This window comes from Pseudovibrio sp. Ad13 (assembly GCF_001623225.1).
Classification (GTDB): domain Bacteria; phylum Pseudomonadota; class Alphaproteobacteria; order Rhizobiales; family Stappiaceae; genus Pseudovibrio.
Map to the genome: position 1 here is coordinate 55,787 of NZ_LMCC01000005.1, position 18,136 is coordinate 73,922.

At 49.5% G+C, this 18,136-nt stretch carries 17 protein-coding genes; 14 read left to right on the plus strand and 3 right to left on the minus strand.

The window, feature by feature from the left end:
- Window positions 1–8: 8 nt before the first annotated feature.
- Genes PsAD13_RS07080 through PsAD13_RS27755 form a run of 4 tightly spaced genes read left to right on the plus strand, consistent with a single transcriptional unit; the run spans window position 9 to window position 2,648 of the window.
- A complete protein-coding gene (locus PsAD13_RS07080; RefSeq protein WP_063317720.1) occupies window positions 9–479 on the plus strand; it encodes a universal stress protein in 471 nt (156 codons plus the stop codon).
- Window positions 472–1,017 carry an asparaginase domain-containing protein gene (locus PsAD13_RS07085; protein WP_084404512.1) on the plus strand — a complete coding sequence of 182 codons (546 nt, stop codon included), beginning with the start codon at window positions 472–474 and terminating at the stop codon, window positions 1,015–1,017. Before PsAD13_RS07080 ends, PsAD13_RS07085 begins: the two co-directional genes overlap by 8 nt.
- Window positions 1,018–1,020: 3 nt before the next feature.
- The gene (locus tag PsAD13_RS07090) at window positions 1,021–2,439 is read left to right on the plus strand and encodes an aspartate ammonia-lyase (RefSeq protein WP_082597082.1); all 1,419 of its coding nucleotides are present in this window, start codon (window positions 1,021–1,023) and stop codon (window positions 2,437–2,439) included.
- A gap of 47 nt (window positions 2,440–2,486) precedes the next feature.
- Window positions 2,487–2,648, plus strand: coding sequence for a hypothetical protein (locus PsAD13_RS27755; RefSeq protein ID WP_193776989.1), 162 nt, complete (start codon window positions 2,487–2,489; stop codon window positions 2,646–2,648).
- Window positions 2,649–2,753: 105 nt separating this feature from the next.
- On the opposite strand, the gene PsAD13_RS07100 is transcribed toward PsAD13_RS27755, so the two are convergent.
- Entirely contained in the window at window positions 2,754–3,770 is a 1,017-nt protein-coding gene (locus tag PsAD13_RS07100; protein WP_057465078.1) for a LacI family DNA-binding transcriptional regulator, read from the minus strand.
- Between the two features lie 86 nt (window positions 3,771–3,856).
- Between PsAD13_RS07100 and PsAD13_RS07105 the strand changes: the two genes are divergently transcribed.
- The 6 genes from PsAD13_RS07105 (at window position 3,857) to PsAD13_RS07130 (ending at window position 10,763) form a co-directional block, all read left to right on the plus strand.
- Window positions 3,857–5,032, plus strand: coding sequence for a phytanoyl-CoA dioxygenase family protein (locus tag PsAD13_RS07105; protein WP_057465079.1), 1,176 nt, complete (start codon window positions 3,857–3,859; stop codon window positions 5,030–5,032).
- A gap of 702 nt (window positions 5,033–5,734) precedes the next feature.
- On the plus strand, window positions 5,735–6,664 hold the full coding sequence (locus PsAD13_RS07110; protein ID WP_057465080.1) for a substrate-binding domain-containing protein: 930 nt from the start codon (window positions 5,735–5,737) through the stop codon (window positions 6,662–6,664).
- 123 nt (window positions 6,665–6,787) lie between these two features.
- Complete coding sequence (locus PsAD13_RS07115) at window positions 6,788–7,570, plus strand: ATP-binding cassette domain-containing protein (RefSeq protein WP_057465081.1); 783 nt, start codon at window positions 6,788–6,790, stop codon at window positions 7,568–7,570.
- A 14-nt stretch (window positions 7,571–7,584) separates the two neighbouring features.
- Complete coding sequence (locus PsAD13_RS07120; protein ID WP_057465082.1) at window positions 7,585–8,568, plus strand: ABC transporter permease; 984 nt, start codon at window positions 7,585–7,587, stop codon at window positions 8,566–8,568.
- Between the two features lie 16 nt (window positions 8,569–8,584).
- On the plus strand, window positions 8,585–9,604 hold the full coding sequence (locus PsAD13_RS07125; RefSeq protein ID WP_057465093.1) for an ABC transporter permease: 1,020 nt from the start codon (window positions 8,585–8,587) through the stop codon (window positions 9,602–9,604).
- Window positions 9,605–9,761: 157 nt separating this feature from the next.
- Window positions 9,762–10,763: a LacI family DNA-binding transcriptional regulator gene (locus PsAD13_RS07130; RefSeq protein ID WP_063317721.1), complete on the plus strand. Its 1,002-nt coding sequence runs from the start codon at window positions 9,762–9,764 to the stop codon at window positions 10,761–10,763.
- A 69-nt stretch (window positions 10,764–10,832) separates the two neighbouring features.
- Here the strand turns inward: PsAD13_RS07130 and PsAD13_RS07135 are convergent, their stop codons facing one another.
- On the minus strand, window positions 10,833–11,990 hold the full coding sequence (locus PsAD13_RS07135) for a Gfo/Idh/MocA family oxidoreductase (RefSeq protein WP_063317722.1): 1,158 nt from the start codon (window positions 11,988–11,990) through the stop codon (window positions 10,833–10,835).
- Window positions 11,991–11,999: 9 nt separating this feature from the next.
- Window positions 12,000–12,893, minus strand: a complete 894-nt coding sequence (locus tag PsAD13_RS07140) for a TIM barrel protein (RefSeq protein WP_063317723.1) — start codon at window positions 12,891–12,893, stop codon at window positions 12,000–12,002.
- 587 nt (window positions 12,894–13,480) lie between these two features.
- On the opposite strand from PsAD13_RS07140, the gene iolD reads away from it, so the two are divergent.
- From iolD to PsAD13_RS07160, 4 genes are read left to right on the plus strand one after another with little or no spacing between them, the layout of a single operon-like run.
- Window positions 13,481–15,364, plus strand: coding sequence for a 3D-(3,5/4)-trihydroxycyclohexane-1,2-dione acylhydrolase (decyclizing) (gene iolD, locus PsAD13_RS07145; RefSeq protein WP_193777033.1), 1,884 nt, complete (start codon window positions 13,481–13,483; stop codon window positions 15,362–15,364).
- A complete protein-coding gene (gene iolC / locus PsAD13_RS07150) occupies window positions 15,364–16,368 on the plus strand; it encodes a 5-dehydro-2-deoxygluconokinase (protein WP_063317724.1) in 1,005 nt (334 codons plus the stop codon). Before iolD ends, iolC begins: the two co-directional genes overlap by 1 nt.
- A gap of 2 nt (window positions 16,369–16,370) precedes the next feature.
- Window positions 16,371–17,213 (plus strand): 5-deoxy-glucuronate isomerase, encoded by an 843-nt coding sequence (locus PsAD13_RS07155; protein WP_063317725.1) that lies wholly within the window; start codon window positions 16,371–16,373, stop codon window positions 17,211–17,213.
- Window positions 17,214–17,223: 10 nt separating this feature from the next.
- The gene (locus PsAD13_RS07160; RefSeq protein ID WP_063288942.1) at window positions 17,224–18,054 is read left to right on the plus strand and encodes a class II fructose-bisphosphate aldolase; all 831 of its coding nucleotides are present in this window, start codon (window positions 17,224–17,226) and stop codon (window positions 18,052–18,054) included.
- Window positions 18,055–18,136: the final 82 nt, after the last annotated feature.

Below are 18,136 nucleotides of genomic sequence, written 5' to 3' on the forward strand. Positions count from 1 at the left end.
GCAGGTAAATGACACTTCGAATTCTCATTCCCATTGATGTGGAAGAAAAACGCTCATGGACCGAGATTTTGCCAGAGCTAAGGCTTCATGCAAAAGGCAACTCAGTTGAGTTGACCTGCATGACAGTTGTTCCTGATCTGGGCACAGTGATTGCGCAGGCCGCTCAGGCTGCACCTTTTGCATCGTTTGTGCCTGGCGAGCTGAAGGAAAAAGCCCTCGAGGTCGCGCAGTCCCGGCTTGGCGAGATAACCGAAACAGAGGAGTTCGGAATCATCAATCGGTTTGCTCGATCTGGCAACATCTATTCGGAGGTCCTGCAAACCGCTGATGAGTTATCAGCAGATCTCATTATCCTGATGTCTCACATTCCTGATTTCGGAGATTACTTGCTGGGTCCAAATGCAGCAAAGATTGTTCGTCATGCAAATTGCTCTGTGTTGGTGATACGACCCAAGAACAAGAGAGCTACTCATGATTGATGCCTCTAATTCAACGACGAGCTATAAGAATGGTCTGCTGAAAGTTGCTGTTGTTATGACGGGGGGGACGATAGCGAAAAGCTATGATCCTAACTCAGCACGACTTTATAATTTTGAGCTCCAAGTCAAAGAGATCATTACTTCCTTAAGCTTGCCAGATCTGGAGTTCACGTTCGTTGACTTGATGCATCTGGACTCTCTTGAAATTGGTGATGAAGAACGTGCTCAAATTACCCGTTCAGTTACAAGTGCTGCTGCAACTCATGATGCGGTGATTATCACGCATGGTACAGACAGCATGGCGCTGAGTGGTGAGGCATTATGTTGTGCGGTCAAAGCACCTCGTGTGCCGGTGATTTTTACAGGTGCGATGGTTCCCTATGTCATTGAAGGGTCTGATGCTTCTCAGAACATGATTGAGGCATTGGTGTGCGCGCGGCTCTTACAGCCCGGCATCTATATCGCCTTCCATAACCGCGTTCTGACGTTGCCTGGAGCACGGAAAGATCATTCTAACCTGACATTTACGGAGGCATGACGGATGCCAAGAATTGAAACTGATAGCATCGGGTCTCGCGAACTACCTGATGATGTATTGTTCGGCATCAACACGCTTCGCGGTGCAGAAAACTTTTTGATCTCTTCTGCAACGATCGGTGACGACCAAGCTCTGGTCCGGGCTCTTGCGATCATCAAGAAGTCAGCTGCCCAAGCTAATGGGGTATTGGGAGGTCTAACCGTCAAGCAGACTAATGCGATCTCCGCGGCGTGTGATGAGATTATGGGTGGCAAGCATCATGACCAGTTCATCATCAACATGTTGGAAGGTTCCGGTGGTACGTCTATCAACATGAATGCCAACGAAGTCATCGCTAATCGTGCCTTGCAGATTATGGGATATGAGGCTGGAGCTTACGAATACTTGAAGCCTAACGACCATGTAAACATGGGACAATCAACCAATGACGTGGTTCCTACTGCTGTCAAGCTGGCTGTGCTGCAGAAAGTTCCAGCGCTTACTAAGGCTCTGACAAGGCTGGGAGAGGCATTTCAGCTAAAAGCAGATGAGCTTGCCGAAGTACTCAAAATTGGCCGTACATGTATGCAAGGTGCGCAACCAATGACCATGGGACAGGAGTTCAGCGGATACTCAGCTGCTATTCTTCGAGCCCGTGACAAAATCATGGATACTACTGAAGCCCTGCAAGTTCTGCCGTTGGGAGCAACTGCAATCGGAACAGAGCTCGGTGCTCGTGCAGGTTATCAGGAAGCTGTTTATCGGTATTTAGGTCAAGAATTGCCACATCCTGTACAGCAATCTGACAACCTGTTTGATGCGATGCAGAACTCAGATGGGTTTTCAAGACTTTCTGCTGAACTGCGAGTTACTGCTGAGATTTTGGGCAAGATCAGCCTCGATTTAATTATGATGTCTTCCGACAAACAATCCGGCATCGGTGAAATCAAGCTACCCGCGATTCAGCCAGGCTCATCGATCATGCCAGGTAAAGTGAACCCGGTGATGCCTATGATGGTTCAACAGCTGGCATTTGCTGTGATTGGTAATGACACGGCGATTTCACTTGCCGCTCTCAATGGACAACTCGAGATCAACCACTTCGAACCGATTATCGCGTCTCGATTGTTTGACAGCATAGATTTGCTTACTCATGGTGCGGATCTGTTTGCGAAAAAATGCGTGAATGGAATAGAAGCATTGGAAGATAAGGCGCTTCAAAATCTCCTCAACTCATCTGCTCTTGCTACCGTATTCGTACCCATACTTGGATATGCTGAGGTCTCCAAGATTGTGAAGGAAGCTGATGTAAACGGAAAACGATTTGTCGATGTCATTGTCGAAATGGGCTTGATGTCACGAGAACAGATCATAAGCAAACTCTCGAATGCTGCTCTTTGGGGCTCCGCAAAATGCTCTAAAGAAGCAATTTCCCTGATCTAGCAGTCCAGCCTTTGCAAAAGCGAAAGCGGCTTCTTGAACAGGCTCATTTGAGCAGTCCTGATATTCTAATCTTCGATGAAGCGACCTCTGCGCTGGATGAGGCGAATGCTACTCAGATCGTGAGCATGATACAAAACCTGACAACAGATCATGGAGTGTTGCTGATAGCTCATGACTGCTATCGTAAGCACGATTATCGATTTGAATGACAAAGCTACTTTGGAGAACAAGTAGAGGAATGTTTGAAGAGAGCGAGGCCTTCGTAATTGTTCCCATCGAAGCCTTCTGGATAAATGCGTGGGTGAGGGGGCGGTTCATTTAAGCTCAGGTGCAATTATGTGAACATCAGAACCATTGGGAGTTGGAGGCTCCGCTAGGGTTATGTTGTTGGCACGGCTAATGTGAAAAAAGGCAGCCAAGATATCCTGAGTGATCTCGTCATGGAGTACAAATGAAATTCTGCCCGCGTTGAGCAATGCTTTGTTTTCCTGATTAAGGTCATGTGCAATGTAGCTGTCCGGATACATCTTATACTGCTCAAGCATTTGAATAATTGCCCTGTTTCCTCCGCCCATGGAATACACAGCACATATGTTCTGCTCTTTCTCAAGAATAGAGGCCAGGTCTTTTTCAATTTTATGATCAACTCCAGAGCCTCCTATGGTTTCAACAAATTTCAGGTCTGGACGATTACGTGTGAGCCATGATCGAAAGCTGATTGCGCGTGTTTCTTCACCTTTAAAATGCTCGTGGCTGCGGCTCATCAATATGGTTCCGCCAGCAGAATGCAGCATCTTTGAGATCAGGTAAGCTGCAGTTTTTCCCGCCTTTGCATTGTCAATTCCAATGTATGTCAGTCGTTCTGAGATCGGAATATCGGTGAACATCGTGAGGACAGGAATATTCCTTTCTGAGAGCGCTTTGATCATGTCTCTGAGCTTTGGCGTGTCACGCAGCTTCAGGCAAACCCCATTACTACCGTGAGTCATAATGCGTTTGAGGTAACTGACGGCCTCAGCCTCTTGCATATGCTCTTGCATGATGAAACGCGGCCGGATGACGACAGGGTTTGATCTGCCAATTTCACTTTCAACAGCGCGCCGTATTTCAGAGGAGAAGCGGTCCGGAGCTTCGACAACAAAGTCGATAAAGAGCTTCTTGCCGCGTGCAGACAGCTGCTTTTCCTGCAGGTGTAAATCTGCAATCGCGTTTTGTACTCTGCGGACAGACTGCAGACTTACGTTTGTGCGGCTGTGAAGTACGCGGTCAACCGTTGCTGTACTTAATCCAGCTTGAAGAGCGATTTCTTTAACAGGGAAACGATGCGTCATTGATGGATTCTTGATGGAAATGCATATGGCTGGCAATTCAACATTTTGCTTATTTAATGCCTGATACATCAAGGAGAGGGGCTAAGATGGTCAGTAGCAAACAAATTGATGGATTTTACAGGCAATCGGCCTGTGACTTAAACGAGTTCAAGGCACTCGTGGAACAGGAGCTGTCCGCTGAGACAGTTCCCAACGCCACCCATGTGCAAAGCAATATCCCTATTTACAGCGCAGCGAACCTGCGAAATATGCTTGAAGACACATCCAAGCGCAGAAGCTTGTTGTCAGAGTGGGCTAGTGTTTTGCAAAATACAGCTGGTGTTCTGGTGATTAAGGGAGCAGCAGAAAATATCGCAGCGATAGACGAAGCTACGCAGATATTTGAGAGCATTATTTCTGCTGAGAGATCTTCCGGCAATGGCGGTGATCATTTTGCTGCTGCTGGTGCGAACGATCGTATCTGGAACAGCCTGCAGAAGCTATGCTTGGCAGATCCATCTGTATTTGCTCGTTACTTTGCCAATCCGCTCATTGACGCGGTCTGTGAGAGCTGGCTTGGGCCGAATTATCAGATGACGACACAGGTCAATCTGGTCCATCCGGGAGGGGCAGCACAGCAAGCACACAGAGATTATCATCTGGGCTTTCAGACTGCCGAGGTCTGCGAGGATTATCCGGCTCATGTCCATCACCTGTCACCCTACATGACCTTGCAGGGCGCGATTGCTCACTGCGATATGCCCCTTGAAAGCGGACCTACAAAGTTGCTGCCGTTTTCACAAAAATACCTGTCAGGTTATGTGGCGTGGAGGCGAGACGATTTCCGGGAATATTTCGAGGCTAACTATGTGCAGCTTCCACTCGAAAAGGGAGATGCGGTTTTCTTCAATCCTGCATTGTTCCATGCAGCTGGTGCAAACACGACGACAGATATTCATCGTATGGTGAACTTGCTTCAGGTCTCATCTGCGTTTGGCCGCGCAATGGAAAGTGTTGATCGTAGTGCTATGTGTTCTAAGGTTTTTCCGGCCCTGAAGCATCTGACTGAGCAAGGGGTGCTATCAGGCAAACATCTTGACGCGGCAATAGCATCCTGCGGAGAAGGGTACTCGTTCCCAACCAATCTGGATTTGGACCCACCAGTCGGCGGGTTAGCTCCTGAAACTCAACAAATGCTATTGAAACGCGCGTTGAATGAAGGGATGGCCGCGGACGTTTTCACGAAGGAACTGCAAAAGCAAAGTGCCCATCGCCTGCCTTAAAGCCCAATTCCCTAATCGCAGTGATCTTGTTTGACAACAGTACCGCCATCCGTTTAGCGCACTCAGCCCAGCTGTGAAAGAATCCAATCAAGGAATAACTCAGCGCTGACTTTTGGCGATCACTGGACTTGCTGGTGGCGCTAACCAAGGTTCAGCTGGTTTTTGGTGGGGGGGAATGATGGCCTTAGTCGCATTGACGGCTGCTTCGCTCCCCATCTGGCTGTCCGGCGATTAGCTTGGCGTCAAACAAATCACCCTTTGAGATTGCGATCATAAGATCAACCATAACAACGACCTTATGCCGTGGTACTGCGCGGCAAAAGCAGTGTAACTGGAGCAGTCTAAAACAGACAGGCCGTCTTCCCGCATCCACACGTGCAACCAATCGGTGTGAGCGTCCTATCTTGCCATTCAGTTGCGGTGTTGCCTGCTTGATGTAGGCGTCGTGGCTGTTTTGTTGTTTTCCGAGCTGATGTTAATCTCTTTGTTTGAAGCTGCAGACGGCTACTTCAAATCATCAAAATAGTAAATTTAATGCAAGCGGTTGCAATATTGGTAATTGTTAGGTTAGTTTAATCCCGTAGTGATCGGTAGGAAAGATTTGGTGAGTATAGTGTTTATTTGGGTTCTGGTGTTGATATGGCTCCCAAATTCGCTTCATTAATTCTTGCAATCGGTTGCTAACGCAAATGGGAGGAAACTATGAAACAAACTGGTTTACTGGCAGCAGTCGCTGCGTTCACGATGATGGCAACAGCCGTAAGCGCCGACACTATCGGTTTTTCAAGTCCAAATTTTGATGATAATTTCCAGACAGCTCTTCGAGAAGCTGCCAAAAGTCGCGCAGAAGAACTTGGGCATTCAATTCAGATCGAAGATGCCCGAGAAGATGTCGGCATGCAGTTGAGCCAAATTCAGAACTTTATTGCCTCTGACGTTGCAGCAATCATCGTAGCTCCGGTAAGTGCAGCAGCGGCCCCTCAAATTACCAAAATGGCAGAAGCAGCGGGTATTCCGTTGATCTATGTGAACCGTCGCCCTGCAGATCTGGATGCGCTGGGTGAAAAGGCTGCCTTTGTGGGTTCCGATGAAACCTGGTCGGGCACGCTGGAAGCTTTTGAAGTGTGCAAGCAGGCGGCAGGCACTGGTAAAGCGGTTATGCTGATGGGTATTCTTTCAAACGAAGCTGCTGTTACTCGTTCTGAAGACGTACGCGAAGTCCTGAGCCTCTCCATGTGTAACGGCATCGAGCTTGTTGCGGAGCAGGAAGCCAAATGGCAGCGCACAGAAGCAAACAACGTCGTGTCAAACTGGCTCAGCTCTGGTCTTGAATTCGATATCGTATTTGCCAACAACGACGAGATGGCTCTTGGCGCGGTGCAGGCTCTCAAAGCTGCTGGCGTGAATATGGATGATGTTCTGGTTGCTGGCGTTGATGCAACGGATGACGCTCTTGCTTCCCTGAGTAAAAATGAGCTGGATGTCACTGTCTTCCAGAATGCCAAGGGGCAGGCAACTGGCTCTGTTGATGCTGCTGTGAAAGCTATGAGCGGCGAAGCTCTGCCAAACTGGATCAATATTCCGTTCGAACTGGTCACTCAGGACAATCATAAATCCTACATGAGCCAATAGCAGGCTTTCAGTAAGGGCGCTCCGTGCATCTGTGCGGAGCGCTGCTCGCTTTGCAACTCATAGTCTATTGGCCGCGATGTCGGTTTGACCGATTTTATCTCAGCCCTGGTGAGGAAAAGAACAATGAATGATGCGAGAAAGATCGTCCTGCGAACGCAAGGTCTTTGCAAAAACTATGGTGGAGTGCAAGCTCTGAAAGGTGCAGACTTTGAGCTCCGTGAAGGCGAACACATCGCAATCGTTGGTGATAACGGGGCAGGGAAGTCCACCTTTGTTCGCCAAATCACTGGCGTTGAGCAGCCTTCTTCTGGTCAGATGTTCTTCGACGGAAAGGAGGTCAGCTTCAAAAGCCCTCTGGATGCTCGGGAAGCAGGTATTGAAGCTGTATTTCAGAATCTGGCACTCGCAAACGATCTGGATGTTCCAGCCAACATCTTCCTTGGACGTGAAGAAGTCTATTTCAATCTCGGGCCCTTCAGTTTTCTGAATGAGAAGAAAATGCTGGCGAAAGCCAAAGAAGGCCTTGAGAAGACCGCTGTTAAGATTCCCAACTTGCGCAACGCAATTGGTAAAATGTCCGGTGGTCAGCGCCAGTGCGTTGCAATCTCACGTTCTGCAGCCTTTGCCTCAAAACTCATTATCATGGATGAGCCAACCGCAGCACTTGGGGTTCAGGAAACCACGCAGGTCGAAAACATCATTCGCCGCCTGAAAAAACAAGGTGTTCCGCTGATCCTGATCAGCCACAACTTACGTCAGGTGTTTAATCTTGTAGATCGGATTTTTGTGTTCCGACGCGGTGAGATTGTTGGTGTTGTGGATGCAGACAAGACGGATGGCAACGAAATTGTCTCCCTTATTACAGGTGTGAAAACTGGCGTGCATGAAAACGCCAGCTACATATAATTGGGAGCACGTAGATGAACACTACCGCAATCCGAAAGCTTCCTCAGGAGGCGAGCATTTTGATGGTTTTGATCGGAATTGCCGCGCTTTTTGAGATCCTGGGCTGGATTTTCGTTGGGCAAAGCTTTTTGGCAAACTCTAAGCGGCTCGTTATCATTGTTCTTCAGGTATCTATCATCGGCATCATTGCTGTTGGTGTAACGCAAGTCATCATTACCTCTGGTATCGACTTGTCGGGCGGGTCCGTAGCAGCACTCTCTGCCATGGTGGCAGCGAGCTTTGCGCAGGCGTCTGGCGGCTTTTCCATCTTCTATCCAGGCATTGTAGATCTACCCGTTATTGTTCCTCTGCTGGCTGGCATCGGGGTTGGGTTGCTTGCAGGAAGTATCAATGGAGCCATCACTGCCTATACCGGAGTTCCCCCGTTCATTCCTACACTGGGAATGCTTGTTGCAGCTCGTGGGCTTGCTGTGCTGTATGCAGAAGGCCAGCCAATCTTTGGTTTGACCGAGCAATATACGGCGATTGGGCAAGGCATTAATCCGGTCCTGATTTTCCTCGGTGTTGCTGTGCTCTTTCATATTCTTTTGAAGCATACGGTTTATGGGCGCCGGACTTATGCGATCGGATCCAACGAAGAGGCGGCCCGAATAGTCGGCATCAAAGTAAACCGCCATAAGGTTCTTGTATATTCGATTGCGGGTGGCCTTGCCGGTCTTGCCGGTATCGTTATGAGTGCGCGAGCGACAATGGGCCAGCCTGGCATGGGCTTCATGTACGAGCTGGATGCAATCTCCGCAGCCGTCATTGGCGGAACGTCATTGTTCGGCGGCAAAGGGAAGATTTCGGGGACCGTTATCGGCGTCTTCATTCTCGGCGTTATCACATCAGGTTTCACCTTCCTGCGGATCGATTTTTATTATCAGGAAATCGCCAAGGGCATGATCATCGTTGCTGCCGTTATCGCTGACCAGCGTCGGCAGGCTCGTAAGGCATAGTTCGGAGGCCATCTTGATTAATTCATCATCAACATTAGGCTCAGCCGAAACGCAAAAGTCTCTCCTTCAGCGTCTTCCAAAGGACACGGGTATTCTTCTGGTACTCGTCGGAATCGCCGCAATTTTTGAAGTTTTGGGCTGGTTTGTCGTTGAGCAGACTTTCATCTTCAACGGTCAACGTCTGTTCATCATGATCCTGCAGATGGCAATCATTGGCATTCTTGCTATTGGCGTTGGTCAGATTATCATCATGGCAGGCATCGATCTTTCCGGTGGTTCCATTCTTGGTTTCGCCGGCATCGTAGCGGCCTCTCTGGCACAAAGCTCAGAGTATGCCCGAGCTGTCTATCCAGCACTTACAGATCTGCCGATCATCTTTCCGGTACTCGCAGGCATTGCGGTCGGAGCGCTGCTTGGTTTTGTCAACGGGAGCGTAATTGCCATTACCGCAATTCCGCCGTTTATCGCGACCCTTGGGATGCTTGTCGCAGCGCGTGGCTTGGCGCGTTGGTATACAAGTGGCAAGCAGGTGAGCTTCCTGACTGAGGATTTTGCTATCTTCGGTTCCGGAGCCTGGCCAGTCATAACATTCTTGATTGTTGCTGGCGTCTTCCATGTGCTTTTGAAGTACACGGTTTATGGGCGCCGTACCTATGCAATTGGCTCAAATGAAGATGCAGCCCGTGTTGCAGGCATTGCCGTCAAAAGACACAAAATCCTTGTGTACACCATGGCTGGCGCACTCTACGGCATCGCCTCCATCGTTCAGACCTCGCGCGCAATGACCGCTCAATCTGGCACTGGCCTGATGTTGGAGCTGGATGCAATCTCGGCAGTTGTGATTGGTGGAACCTCTCTCTTCGGAGGTCGTGGTCGCATTATGGGCACCATCATTGGTGTGCTTATTTTGGGTACATTGACGTCAGGATTTACCTTCTTAGGTATCGATGTTTATTACATCAATATCGTGAAAGGTGTTCTGATTGTTGCGGCCGTAGTGGCAGATACTTATCGCCAAAAGCGAGTTGCAGCCTGATGATATGTAAAACTTCGAAGCTGGGAGGTCTGCTCCCAGTTTCGAAGGGATAACCAAGTAATAACACCAAAATTTAATTGTGTTTTTTTACTTGGGCCATCATTGATGAACGGATTAATTTGTATCTTCCAGATGCGTGAAAACGAAAAGGCAGAGGATGGCTGTTACGCTAAAAGATGTTGCATTGCGTGCCGGGGTCTCTGCTTCAGCGGTGTCGCGCTCCTTTACGGAAGGTGCAAGCGTTTCTGCAAAAACCCGCCGAAAAGTCGAGAAAGCAGCACAAGAGTTGGGCTACCGACCCAATGTCTTAGCTTCCAGCTTAACAACGCGGCGGACAAAGCTCATTGGTCTGGTTTCCAACAATTTCCATAACCCAGTTTTTCTGCAGGTCTTTGATCTGTTTACGCAGTCATTGCAGGCAAAAGGGCTCAGGCCTCTTCTCGTAAACCTTTCAGGTGAGGTTGATCCGGCTAAATCACTCGATATGCTTCTGCAATACAGCGTTGATGGAGTAATTGTAGCGTCTTCCACTCTGCCTCCTGATTTTGCTGAATCATTCCGGCATGCAAAAATACCGGTTGTGCATTCCTTTGGGAGATGCAGCGCGACGCCGACTGTGCACACCGTAGGCATTGATAACCGTTACGCCGGTGAGTTGGCTGCGGAGCTCTTGCTCTCTAAAGGGTATGAGCACATCGGATTTTTGGGTGGGCCGGAAAATGCTTCATCTACGCAGGATCGCCTCTTCGGTTTTCAACGAGTTCTCGCTGAGCATCCTAGTGTAAAATTATCCGTCGATTTTGCGGAGGATTACTCTTATGACGCTGGCAGAAAGGCGATGCAGAGCATCCTGATGCAAGAGCACGCCGAGGCATATTTCTGCGGCGATGACGTGCTTACTATTGGGGCTTTGAGTGCTGCGCAGACCGCTGGTCTCAAAGTGCCTGAGGAAATAGGCTTTATTGGCTTCAACAACATGGAAATGGCAGGTTGGGCAAATATCAATCTGACAACCATTCATCAGCCCGTTCAGGAAATCATCTCATCCTCTGTTGAGTTGCTTGTTGACTGTCTGGATGATCCAGACCGGATTCCTGAAACACGGATGTTTCCATGCCGTGTGGTTGAGCGCGGAACTCTTTTACAAAAGGTCACTTAGTTGCTGGCAAATACCAGGGGCCCCTACAAAAAAGGGGCCAGTAAGTTATACGGCCCCTTTTCAAAAGTGTTACTTCAGTAGAACAGGGACAGCGTCTTGCCATGCACCAGATGCATGCGCTGATTTTACTGCCGCATAAACACTTGCCATAGACCGCAAACCATCTTCAGAACTTGGGAATAGGAATGCTGCTCCGTCAGAAGATCCAGCAGCTTTGTCCGCATGGATCATCTCTGCAAGGTCGCAATAGATATTAGCAAAGGCCAGGGGCATGCCTTCTGAGTGACCAATCGTGACGCGTGATGCTTTTTGGGCTGCATTGTATAGGTCACCAGCGCCGCGCTCGATGATCTGGGTGCGCCCGTTCAGTGGCGTGTAATGCAATTGGTTCGGATGTTCCTGTTGCCAGGCCAATCCACCTTTTTCACCAAACACCTGCAGGCTCAGGCCATGCATACGTCCGACGGCAACTGCTGATGTCCAGAGACGCCCAACTGCGCCGCCATTCATTCGGAAGTTGATCATTGCATCATCTTCCAAGTCACGGCTAGCAATGGTCGATGCAAAGTCAGCTGAGACAGTCGATACTTCCTGTCCGGTGACAAAGCAGGCCATATGCAGTGCATGGATGCCAGCATCAGCTAGTACAGCAGAAACGCCAGCAGCAGCAGGGTCGTAGCGCCAGCGAACGCGCGGATTATCGGCATCAGCTGCGTCGGCGTGGAAACCATGCGCGAATTCTGCTTTTACAAGGCGGACTTCACCCAGTTCACCTGCGGCAATCATTTCTCTCATCTGGCGAACCAAAGAAAATCCTGAATAGCCAAAGTTTACTGCACACTTTTTGCCAGTCCGGCGACTGATCTTTACGATCTCTTCGCCTTCTTCGACAGTCATGGTCATGGGCTTTTCGCACAGCACATGAAAGCCACCCTCGAGGAAGGACTTGGTGATCTCAAAGTGCGTTGCGTTTGGTGTTGCAATAGTCACAAGATCAACTTTGTCACTGCGCGTTTTCTCAGCAGCTAACATTTCCTGCCAATCACCGTAAGCCCGGTCTTCTGCGATACCCAGTGACCGTGCGTATACACGCCCTTTTTCGGCATCTGCATCCAGAGCGCCTGCAGCCAGCTGAAACAATCCGTCAACGGATGCACCTAGACGGTGCGCAGGACCAATCTGGCTTCCTTCGCCGCCTCCAATCAGACCCCAGTTTAATTTAGTCATGATGTTTCCTCAGTGAAAGCCAATGGATTCCAGGTAGTTACGATTGTGTTTAGCATCATCAATCGGAGATGTGTCACCTTGTGGGTCGCAGTCTTGCTCAACCGTACACCAACCTTCAAAGCCTGCCTGACGCAGTTTTTCAAGCACTGCTGGGAAAATCACTTCGCCCTCACCAAGGTTACAGAAAATCCCTTGAGCGCATGCGTCGTAAAAACCAATCCTGTTGGTTATAACCTCTGCCTTTACTGATGCCGATGTATCTTTGAAGTGCATGTAAGAAATGCGGTCCATATGGCGGTCCATGAATGCAACCGGATCAAAGCCAGCATATGTAGAGTGGCCAGTATCTAAACAGATTTTTAGTAACTCGGGATCGGTTTCAGCCAGGAGGCGCTCTAACTCACTCTCGAAGTCCATAAAGCCTGCGGCATGCGCGTGGATGCCGACTGTAAGGCCGTATTCTTCGGCCCCCATACGCGCAACTGTCATGATACGCTCTTTGAATGCAGTCCACTCCTGCAGATCCATTTGCTCGGCTTCACTCGCACGTCCGGCAGTTGGCGCCCTCCGTGGGGAAATCGAGTCAATCAACACAAGATGCTCAGCACCATGAGCCTTCAGGGCTTCGCAGGTCCGCTTCGCGCCATCCCAAACATCCTCCCATGCTTTCGGATCGTGAAATGGCCGGAAAACGACACCTCCAACCAGTTCCAGATCCCGCTTCACAAGCGCATCCTTCAGCACTGCCGGGTCCTCTGGCATATAACCAATCGGCCCAAGTTCGATGCCCTTGTAGCCCGCGGCGGCACATTGATCGAGAACGCTTTCCCAGCTCGGGTTACGTGCATCATCTGCGAATTCTACCCCCCATGAGCAGGGCGCATTACCAATTCTAATTCCCACGTTTCATCCCTTTGTTGTGCTTAGAGCGATGTTGCTAATCTACTGGTGCCATCATGCTGCTGTGGCGGACTTATGTTCAGGTCGGAGGAGGGGTATGGAAAATTGAAAGCGGTTTCAATGCGATTTGCCACAGCATTGACCAGACTGAAACTATATCGAACGTAAGGCCCTCTCATCTGAAAACCTGCAGCCTTTCTTCAAGTCCGAACCTCTGGAGAACATGAAGTCACGCAAACGACGTGTTCACATATGAACGGGCAAAAAAATCATTCTACACTCGATGTAAACGCTATTTTTGCCCCTCTTACTGCGAACAGGTAGGTGTAACCCCTCCGAGAAATCCTAAGATCTGATCGCGAGAAAGATGCGGATAGTTTAGCGCAATCTCATAGATCTCTCACCTGTAGTTACCTCTCATCAGCGCAGTTCCAGTTGGGTCAAAATGCATCTCCCAGAAAAGATATGTTGCAACCGGTTGCAAAATAGGTATCCTTCAAAAATACCACGGCGTCAATAGATGAGTTGATGGGACCGCGAATTGTGGCGGAACAAGGCGACAATTGCAGGCGGAAGGAAATAGGGACACCATGACCACAAAAAGTGAAATCACCACTGGCACAATCCGTTTGACTATGGCGCAGGCGATCATCCGGTATCTTGCAAACCAGTACATTAGTATTGACGGTGACGAAGTGCTGCTCTGCGGAGGTGGGTTCGGAATTTTTGGTCACGGCAATGTGTCATGCTTGGGCGAGGCACTATATGAGCATCGCGATACACTTCCGCTTTATCGAGGTCAGAATGAACAGGGCATGGGCTTTGCTGCTGCAGCCTATGCCAAATATCATTTACGTAAGAGATTCATGTTTTGCACGGCTTCAGCTGGACCAGGCACAACAAACCTTGTCACATCGGCTGCGTTGGCACACACAAACAGGCTTCCAATGCTACTGTTATGTGGCGATGCGTTCATCTCAAGATTGCCAGACCCGGTGCTGCAACAGGTTGAGCATTATGGTAATCCGACTGCATCAGTGAATGATGCCTTCCGCGCAGTCTCACGTTACTGGGACCGTATTACACATCCAGCGCAGATCATTCAGTCGTTGCCTGCCGCGATAGCGACCATGCTTGACCCGGCAGATTGCGGTCCAGCGTTCTTGGGCCTACCGCAGGATGTGCAAGGTTGGGCCTATGACTACCCCGTTGCTTTCTTTGAGAAAAAAATTCACCGCATCCGCCGCCAAGCACCTGATACGAGCGAGCTTGATGACGCGATTGCATTAATTAAATTCGCCGAAAAGCCTGTGATCATAGCGGGAGGCGGCGTGCAATATTCTGACGCGGCGCAGGAATTGCTTGCGTTTGCTGAGCAGACACAAATTCCGGTTACAGAAACAATAGCGGGCCGTGCAAACCTGCTGTCAGATCACGAGCTGAATTGCGGACCAATCGGCGTAACAGGCTCAAACTCAGCAAATGCAATTGCTGCTGATGCAGACGTGATTATTGCTGTTGGAACACGTTTGCAGGACTTTACCACCGGGTCATGGACCGCTTTCAGGAAAGATGCTCGGTTTATTTCCCTTAATGCTGCTCGTCATGATGCAAGCAAACACCGTTCGCTCCCTGTCGTGGGTGATGCAAAATTAGGTTTGTCTGCGTTTATTGCATCCTTAAAGCAGTACAAGGCCCCAAAGACATGGACTGTATTTGCGCAACAGGAGAAAGCAGAGTGGCTCTCCTATGTGAAGCACAATGTTGACCCCGCAAATGGACCCAACAGCTATGCGCAGGTTATCGGTGCTGTAAACGACCTGTGCGACACCAATGACAGGGTTGTTGCAGCAGCAGGCGGCCTACCTGCCGAAGTCACCGCTAACTGGCAAACCAAAGCCATCGGCTCGGTTGATGTCGAATTCGGCTTCTCATGCATGGGCTACGAGATTGCTGGCGGCTGGGGCGCGCGTATAGCTCAAGCCGAGAAAGAGCCTGATCAGGATACCATCGTGTTTGCTGGTGACGGCTCCTACCTTCTCATGAACTCAGATATTTATTCCTCTGTCCTGACCGAAAAGAAGCTCATTGTCATGGTTTGTGACAATGGTGGCTTCGCCGTGATCAACAAACTGCAGAACAACACCGGCAACACGTCTTTCAACAACCTGATCAAAGATTCACCAACAATTACAAACCCTGTTGCCGTGGATTTTGCTGCGCACGCAAAAGCTCAGGGTGCACTGGCCGAAACCGTAGAGACGATTGCAGAGCTGCGTGAAGCGTTCAAACGTGCAAAGGCAGCAGACCGAACCACAATCATTTCTGTTCAGGTGGATCCTTATGAAGGATGGACACAGGAAGGTCATGCATGGTGGGAAGTTGGACTGCCCGAAGTTTCTAACAGTCAGAACGTACGCACCGCACGCGAAGAGTGGGAAGCCGGTCGCATAAACCAGCGTGTGGGTGTGTAATGAACAGACTTTTGCAACAGCTGCAGGGGAAAAGATATCTGGTTGTCGGGCGTGCAGGCATGGACCTCACGCCAGAACCTGCAGGCACATCAATTGAAGATGCGCAAACCATGTCTGTGCATCTGGGCGGATCAGCTGCAAACATTGCAGTCGCCCTGCGCCGGCAAGAGTGCCACGTCTCGTTGCTGACCCGTGTTTCTGACGATGCAATCGGACGTTACTGCGTCAATCAATTGGAGCGGTACGGAATAGTTCACAAGTACGTCACCCCAATTGGCGGAGAATACAGAAACAGCCTTGCGCTCTCGGAAGCACGTTTGCTCGACCATCAGACGACCATTTACCGAAATGGTGCAGCAGATTTTATGATGAGCGAAGCAGATGTAGACGTTGTTGATTTCTCTCAGTTTGATGCAATCGTAACCACAGGAACTTTGCTGGCCTCCGAGCCGTCTCGCACAGCGACTTTCTACGCCTTGGAGAAAGCAAAAGCTGAGGGTTTGGTTTCGATTTTTGATATCGATTACCGCCCCTACAGTTGGGCATCTGCACAGGAAGCCACAGGTACATATAAACGCATGAGCTCACTCTGTGATGTCATCGTAGGTAATGACGAGGAGTTTGGCTTTATGGCTGGGAACATAGCTAATGGCCCAATGTTTGCCCACGAACTTGCAAACAGATCTGACTGTATCTGTATTTACAAAATGGGCTCAAAAGGCTCGACCACTTACACTGCAAATGAGTCATTTCAGACCGGCATATTCACTGTTTCTGCAATGAAGCCGACCGGTGCTGGAGATGCATTTCTAGGTGGTTTCCTATCCTCACTTTCGAATGGAAAGACCTTGCAGCAGAGCGTTTTTCGCGGGTCTGCCTGCGCAGCAATTGTGGTGTCCAAGGTTGGCTGTGCAACAGCAATGCCCGATGAAAAAGAGCTGGTTAGGTTTTTGAAACAACACAGCATTTCCATAGAAGAAACATTGAGTTTGACGAAGGACTAAGCATGCATATCCCTCCATATAATAATCAGAATAAGCCCATCGTAGACGTTGATGATGCCCGCGTCCCGTTAAATTACTTCAACATCGTAAAGCTGAAGCAAGGGGAAGCATTCCACTATCAGGTTCCCGGTTATGAAACTTGCATCGTACCTGCAACTGGCTCGGTAAACGTTGAATGCGAAGGGTTGAACTGGAATGGTATAGGCGGTCGCGGCGTAGATGTTTGGGATGGTGAGCCTGAAGGCGTCTATATCCCGACAGGAGCGAAAACAACAATTGTTTGCGTCAGTGATGCCGCCGAAGTGTTCATCGCTGGAGCGCGATATGACGGTGTTCTGACACCATTTGCGGTGACAACATCTGACCTGGATGTTGTTCAGTACGGCTCAGATGACACGAAAACACATCGCAAAATCAAACATATACTTGGAACCAAATATCACGATAAAGTTGGCCGTCTCTTGGTTTCCGAGCTGTTTACTGTAGGGCAAGGTGGCTGGTCAGGATTTCCTCCTCATAAGCATGACACAGACAATTTGCCTTATGAGACACGGCATGACGAAACTTACAACTTCCGCTTCCGGCCCGGACGCGGCTTTGGAATGCAACTGCTTCAGAAAGAAGATGGGAAAGTCGGGGAAGCCTATCACATCGTAGATGGATCAACTCTCGTTATCGATAAGGGCTACCATCCTTGTGTCGCTGCACCGGGCTATGAAATGTATTACTTCACAATTCTCGGCGGCCTCAGTCAACGCTCACTGGTGCAGCATTTCCAGCCAACGCACGCATATCAGGTCGAAACGATCCCAGGCATCAAAGACATGATCGCCAAGTTTAAGTAGTGATACAGTAATGCCTATTGCAAGTCTTAAAGACGTTTTAGTGCCAGCTATGAACAATGGGACAGCAGTTGCTGGCTTTGTTGTCTTAGGTTGGGAAGATGCACGTGCATTTGTGGAGGCTGCCGAAGAGATCGGCTGCCCGGTCATTCTGCAAGCAGGTCCTGGATGCCGCGCGCATACTCCATTGAAAGTTCTAGCTCCAATGTTTAGAGTTTTAGCTGAGACAGCCTCTGTGCCAGTGGTTGCTCATCTTGACCACGGCTATGAAGTAGAGGATTGCTTGAAAGCAATAGATCTTGGCTTTACGTCTGTCATGTTTGATGGCTCCAAGCTTCCTCTTGAGGAGAACATCCGCCTGATGCAGTCCATCGCTGCAAGCGCTAAGCCACATGGTGTATCTCTGGAAGGAGAAGTCGGCTTTGTCGGGTACGCTGAGGGCGCTGTGTCCTCAGGGACAAAACCTGAAGAAGCCGCGCAGTTTGCGAAGGAAAGTAATGCCGATGCGCTTGCTATCTCTGTCGGCAATGTGCACTTGCAGCAAGAGAAAGCAGCAGTGATCGATTTTGATCTGGTCCGCGCTATTGAAAACGTCACCAACATTCCGCTCGTGCTACACGGAGGCTCTGGAATTCCTGTAGAAATCAGGCAAAAACTGGCAAAAGAAACAAGGATCTGCAAATTCAATATCGGCACTGAAGTTCGCATGGCTTTCGGGCAATCGCTTCGGAAAACTCTGAATGAGGACGCACAGATCTTTGACCGGATAAAACTCCTGACGCGAGCGGAAGAAAGCGTCAAACAAACAGCTAAGAAAGTCATGCTGGATATAAGTATGGCATAGCATGTCTCGGTCTCGAGCAGATAGACTCTCTAGAGGGTGATTAGCTTGCTCTTTCAGAGTGTATGAGAGGGAAAGTGGCGCA

Bases quoted from the DNA above. Each gene is read 5' to 3' on its own strand.
- PsAD13_RS07100 (WP_057465078.1), bottom strand. From the start codon at position 3,770: ATGACGCATCGTTTCCCTGTTAAAGAAATCGCTCTTCAAGCTGGATTA.
- PsAD13_RS07120 (WP_057465082.1), top strand. From the start codon at position 7,585: ATGAACACTACCGCAATCCGAAAGCTTCCTCAGGAGGCGAGCATTTTG.
- iolC (WP_063317724.1), top strand. From the start codon at position 15,364: ATGAACAGACTTTTGCAACAGCTGCAGGGGAAAAGATATCTGGTTGTC.
- PsAD13_RS07080 (WP_063317720.1), top strand. From the start codon at position 9: ATGACACTTCGAATTCTCATTCCCATTGATGTGGAAGAAAAACGCTCA.
- PsAD13_RS07110 (WP_057465080.1), top strand. From the start codon at position 5,735: ATGAAACAAACTGGTTTACTGGCAGCAGTCGCTGCGTTCACGATGATG.
- PsAD13_RS07085 (WP_084404512.1), top strand. From the start codon at position 472: ATGATTGATGCCTCTAATTCAACGACGAGCTATAAGAATGGTCTGCTG.
- iolD (WP_193777033.1), top strand. From the start codon at position 13,481: ATGACCACAAAAAGTGAAATCACCACTGGCACAATCCGTTTGACTATG.
- PsAD13_RS07090 (WP_082597082.1), top strand. From the start codon at position 1,021: ATGCCAAGAATTGAAACTGATAGCATCGGGTCTCGCGAACTACCTGAT.
- PsAD13_RS07105 (WP_057465079.1), top strand. From the start codon at position 3,857: ATGGTCAGTAGCAAACAAATTGATGGATTTTACAGGCAATCGGCCTGT.
- PsAD13_RS07115 (WP_057465081.1), top strand. From the start codon at position 6,788: ATGAATGATGCGAGAAAGATCGTCCTGCGAACGCAAGGTCTTTGCAAA.
- PsAD13_RS07135 (WP_063317722.1), bottom strand. From the start codon at position 11,990: ATGACTAAATTAAACTGGGGTCTGATTGGAGGCGGCGAAGGAAGCCAG.
- PsAD13_RS07130 (WP_063317721.1), top strand. From the start codon at position 9,762: ATGGCTGTTACGCTAAAAGATGTTGCATTGCGTGCCGGGGTCTCTGCT.
- PsAD13_RS07155 (WP_063317725.1), top strand. From the start codon at position 16,371: ATGCATATCCCTCCATATAATAATCAGAATAAGCCCATCGTAGACGTT.
- PsAD13_RS07160 (WP_063288942.1), top strand. From the start codon at position 17,224: ATGCCTATTGCAAGTCTTAAAGACGTTTTAGTGCCAGCTATGAACAAT.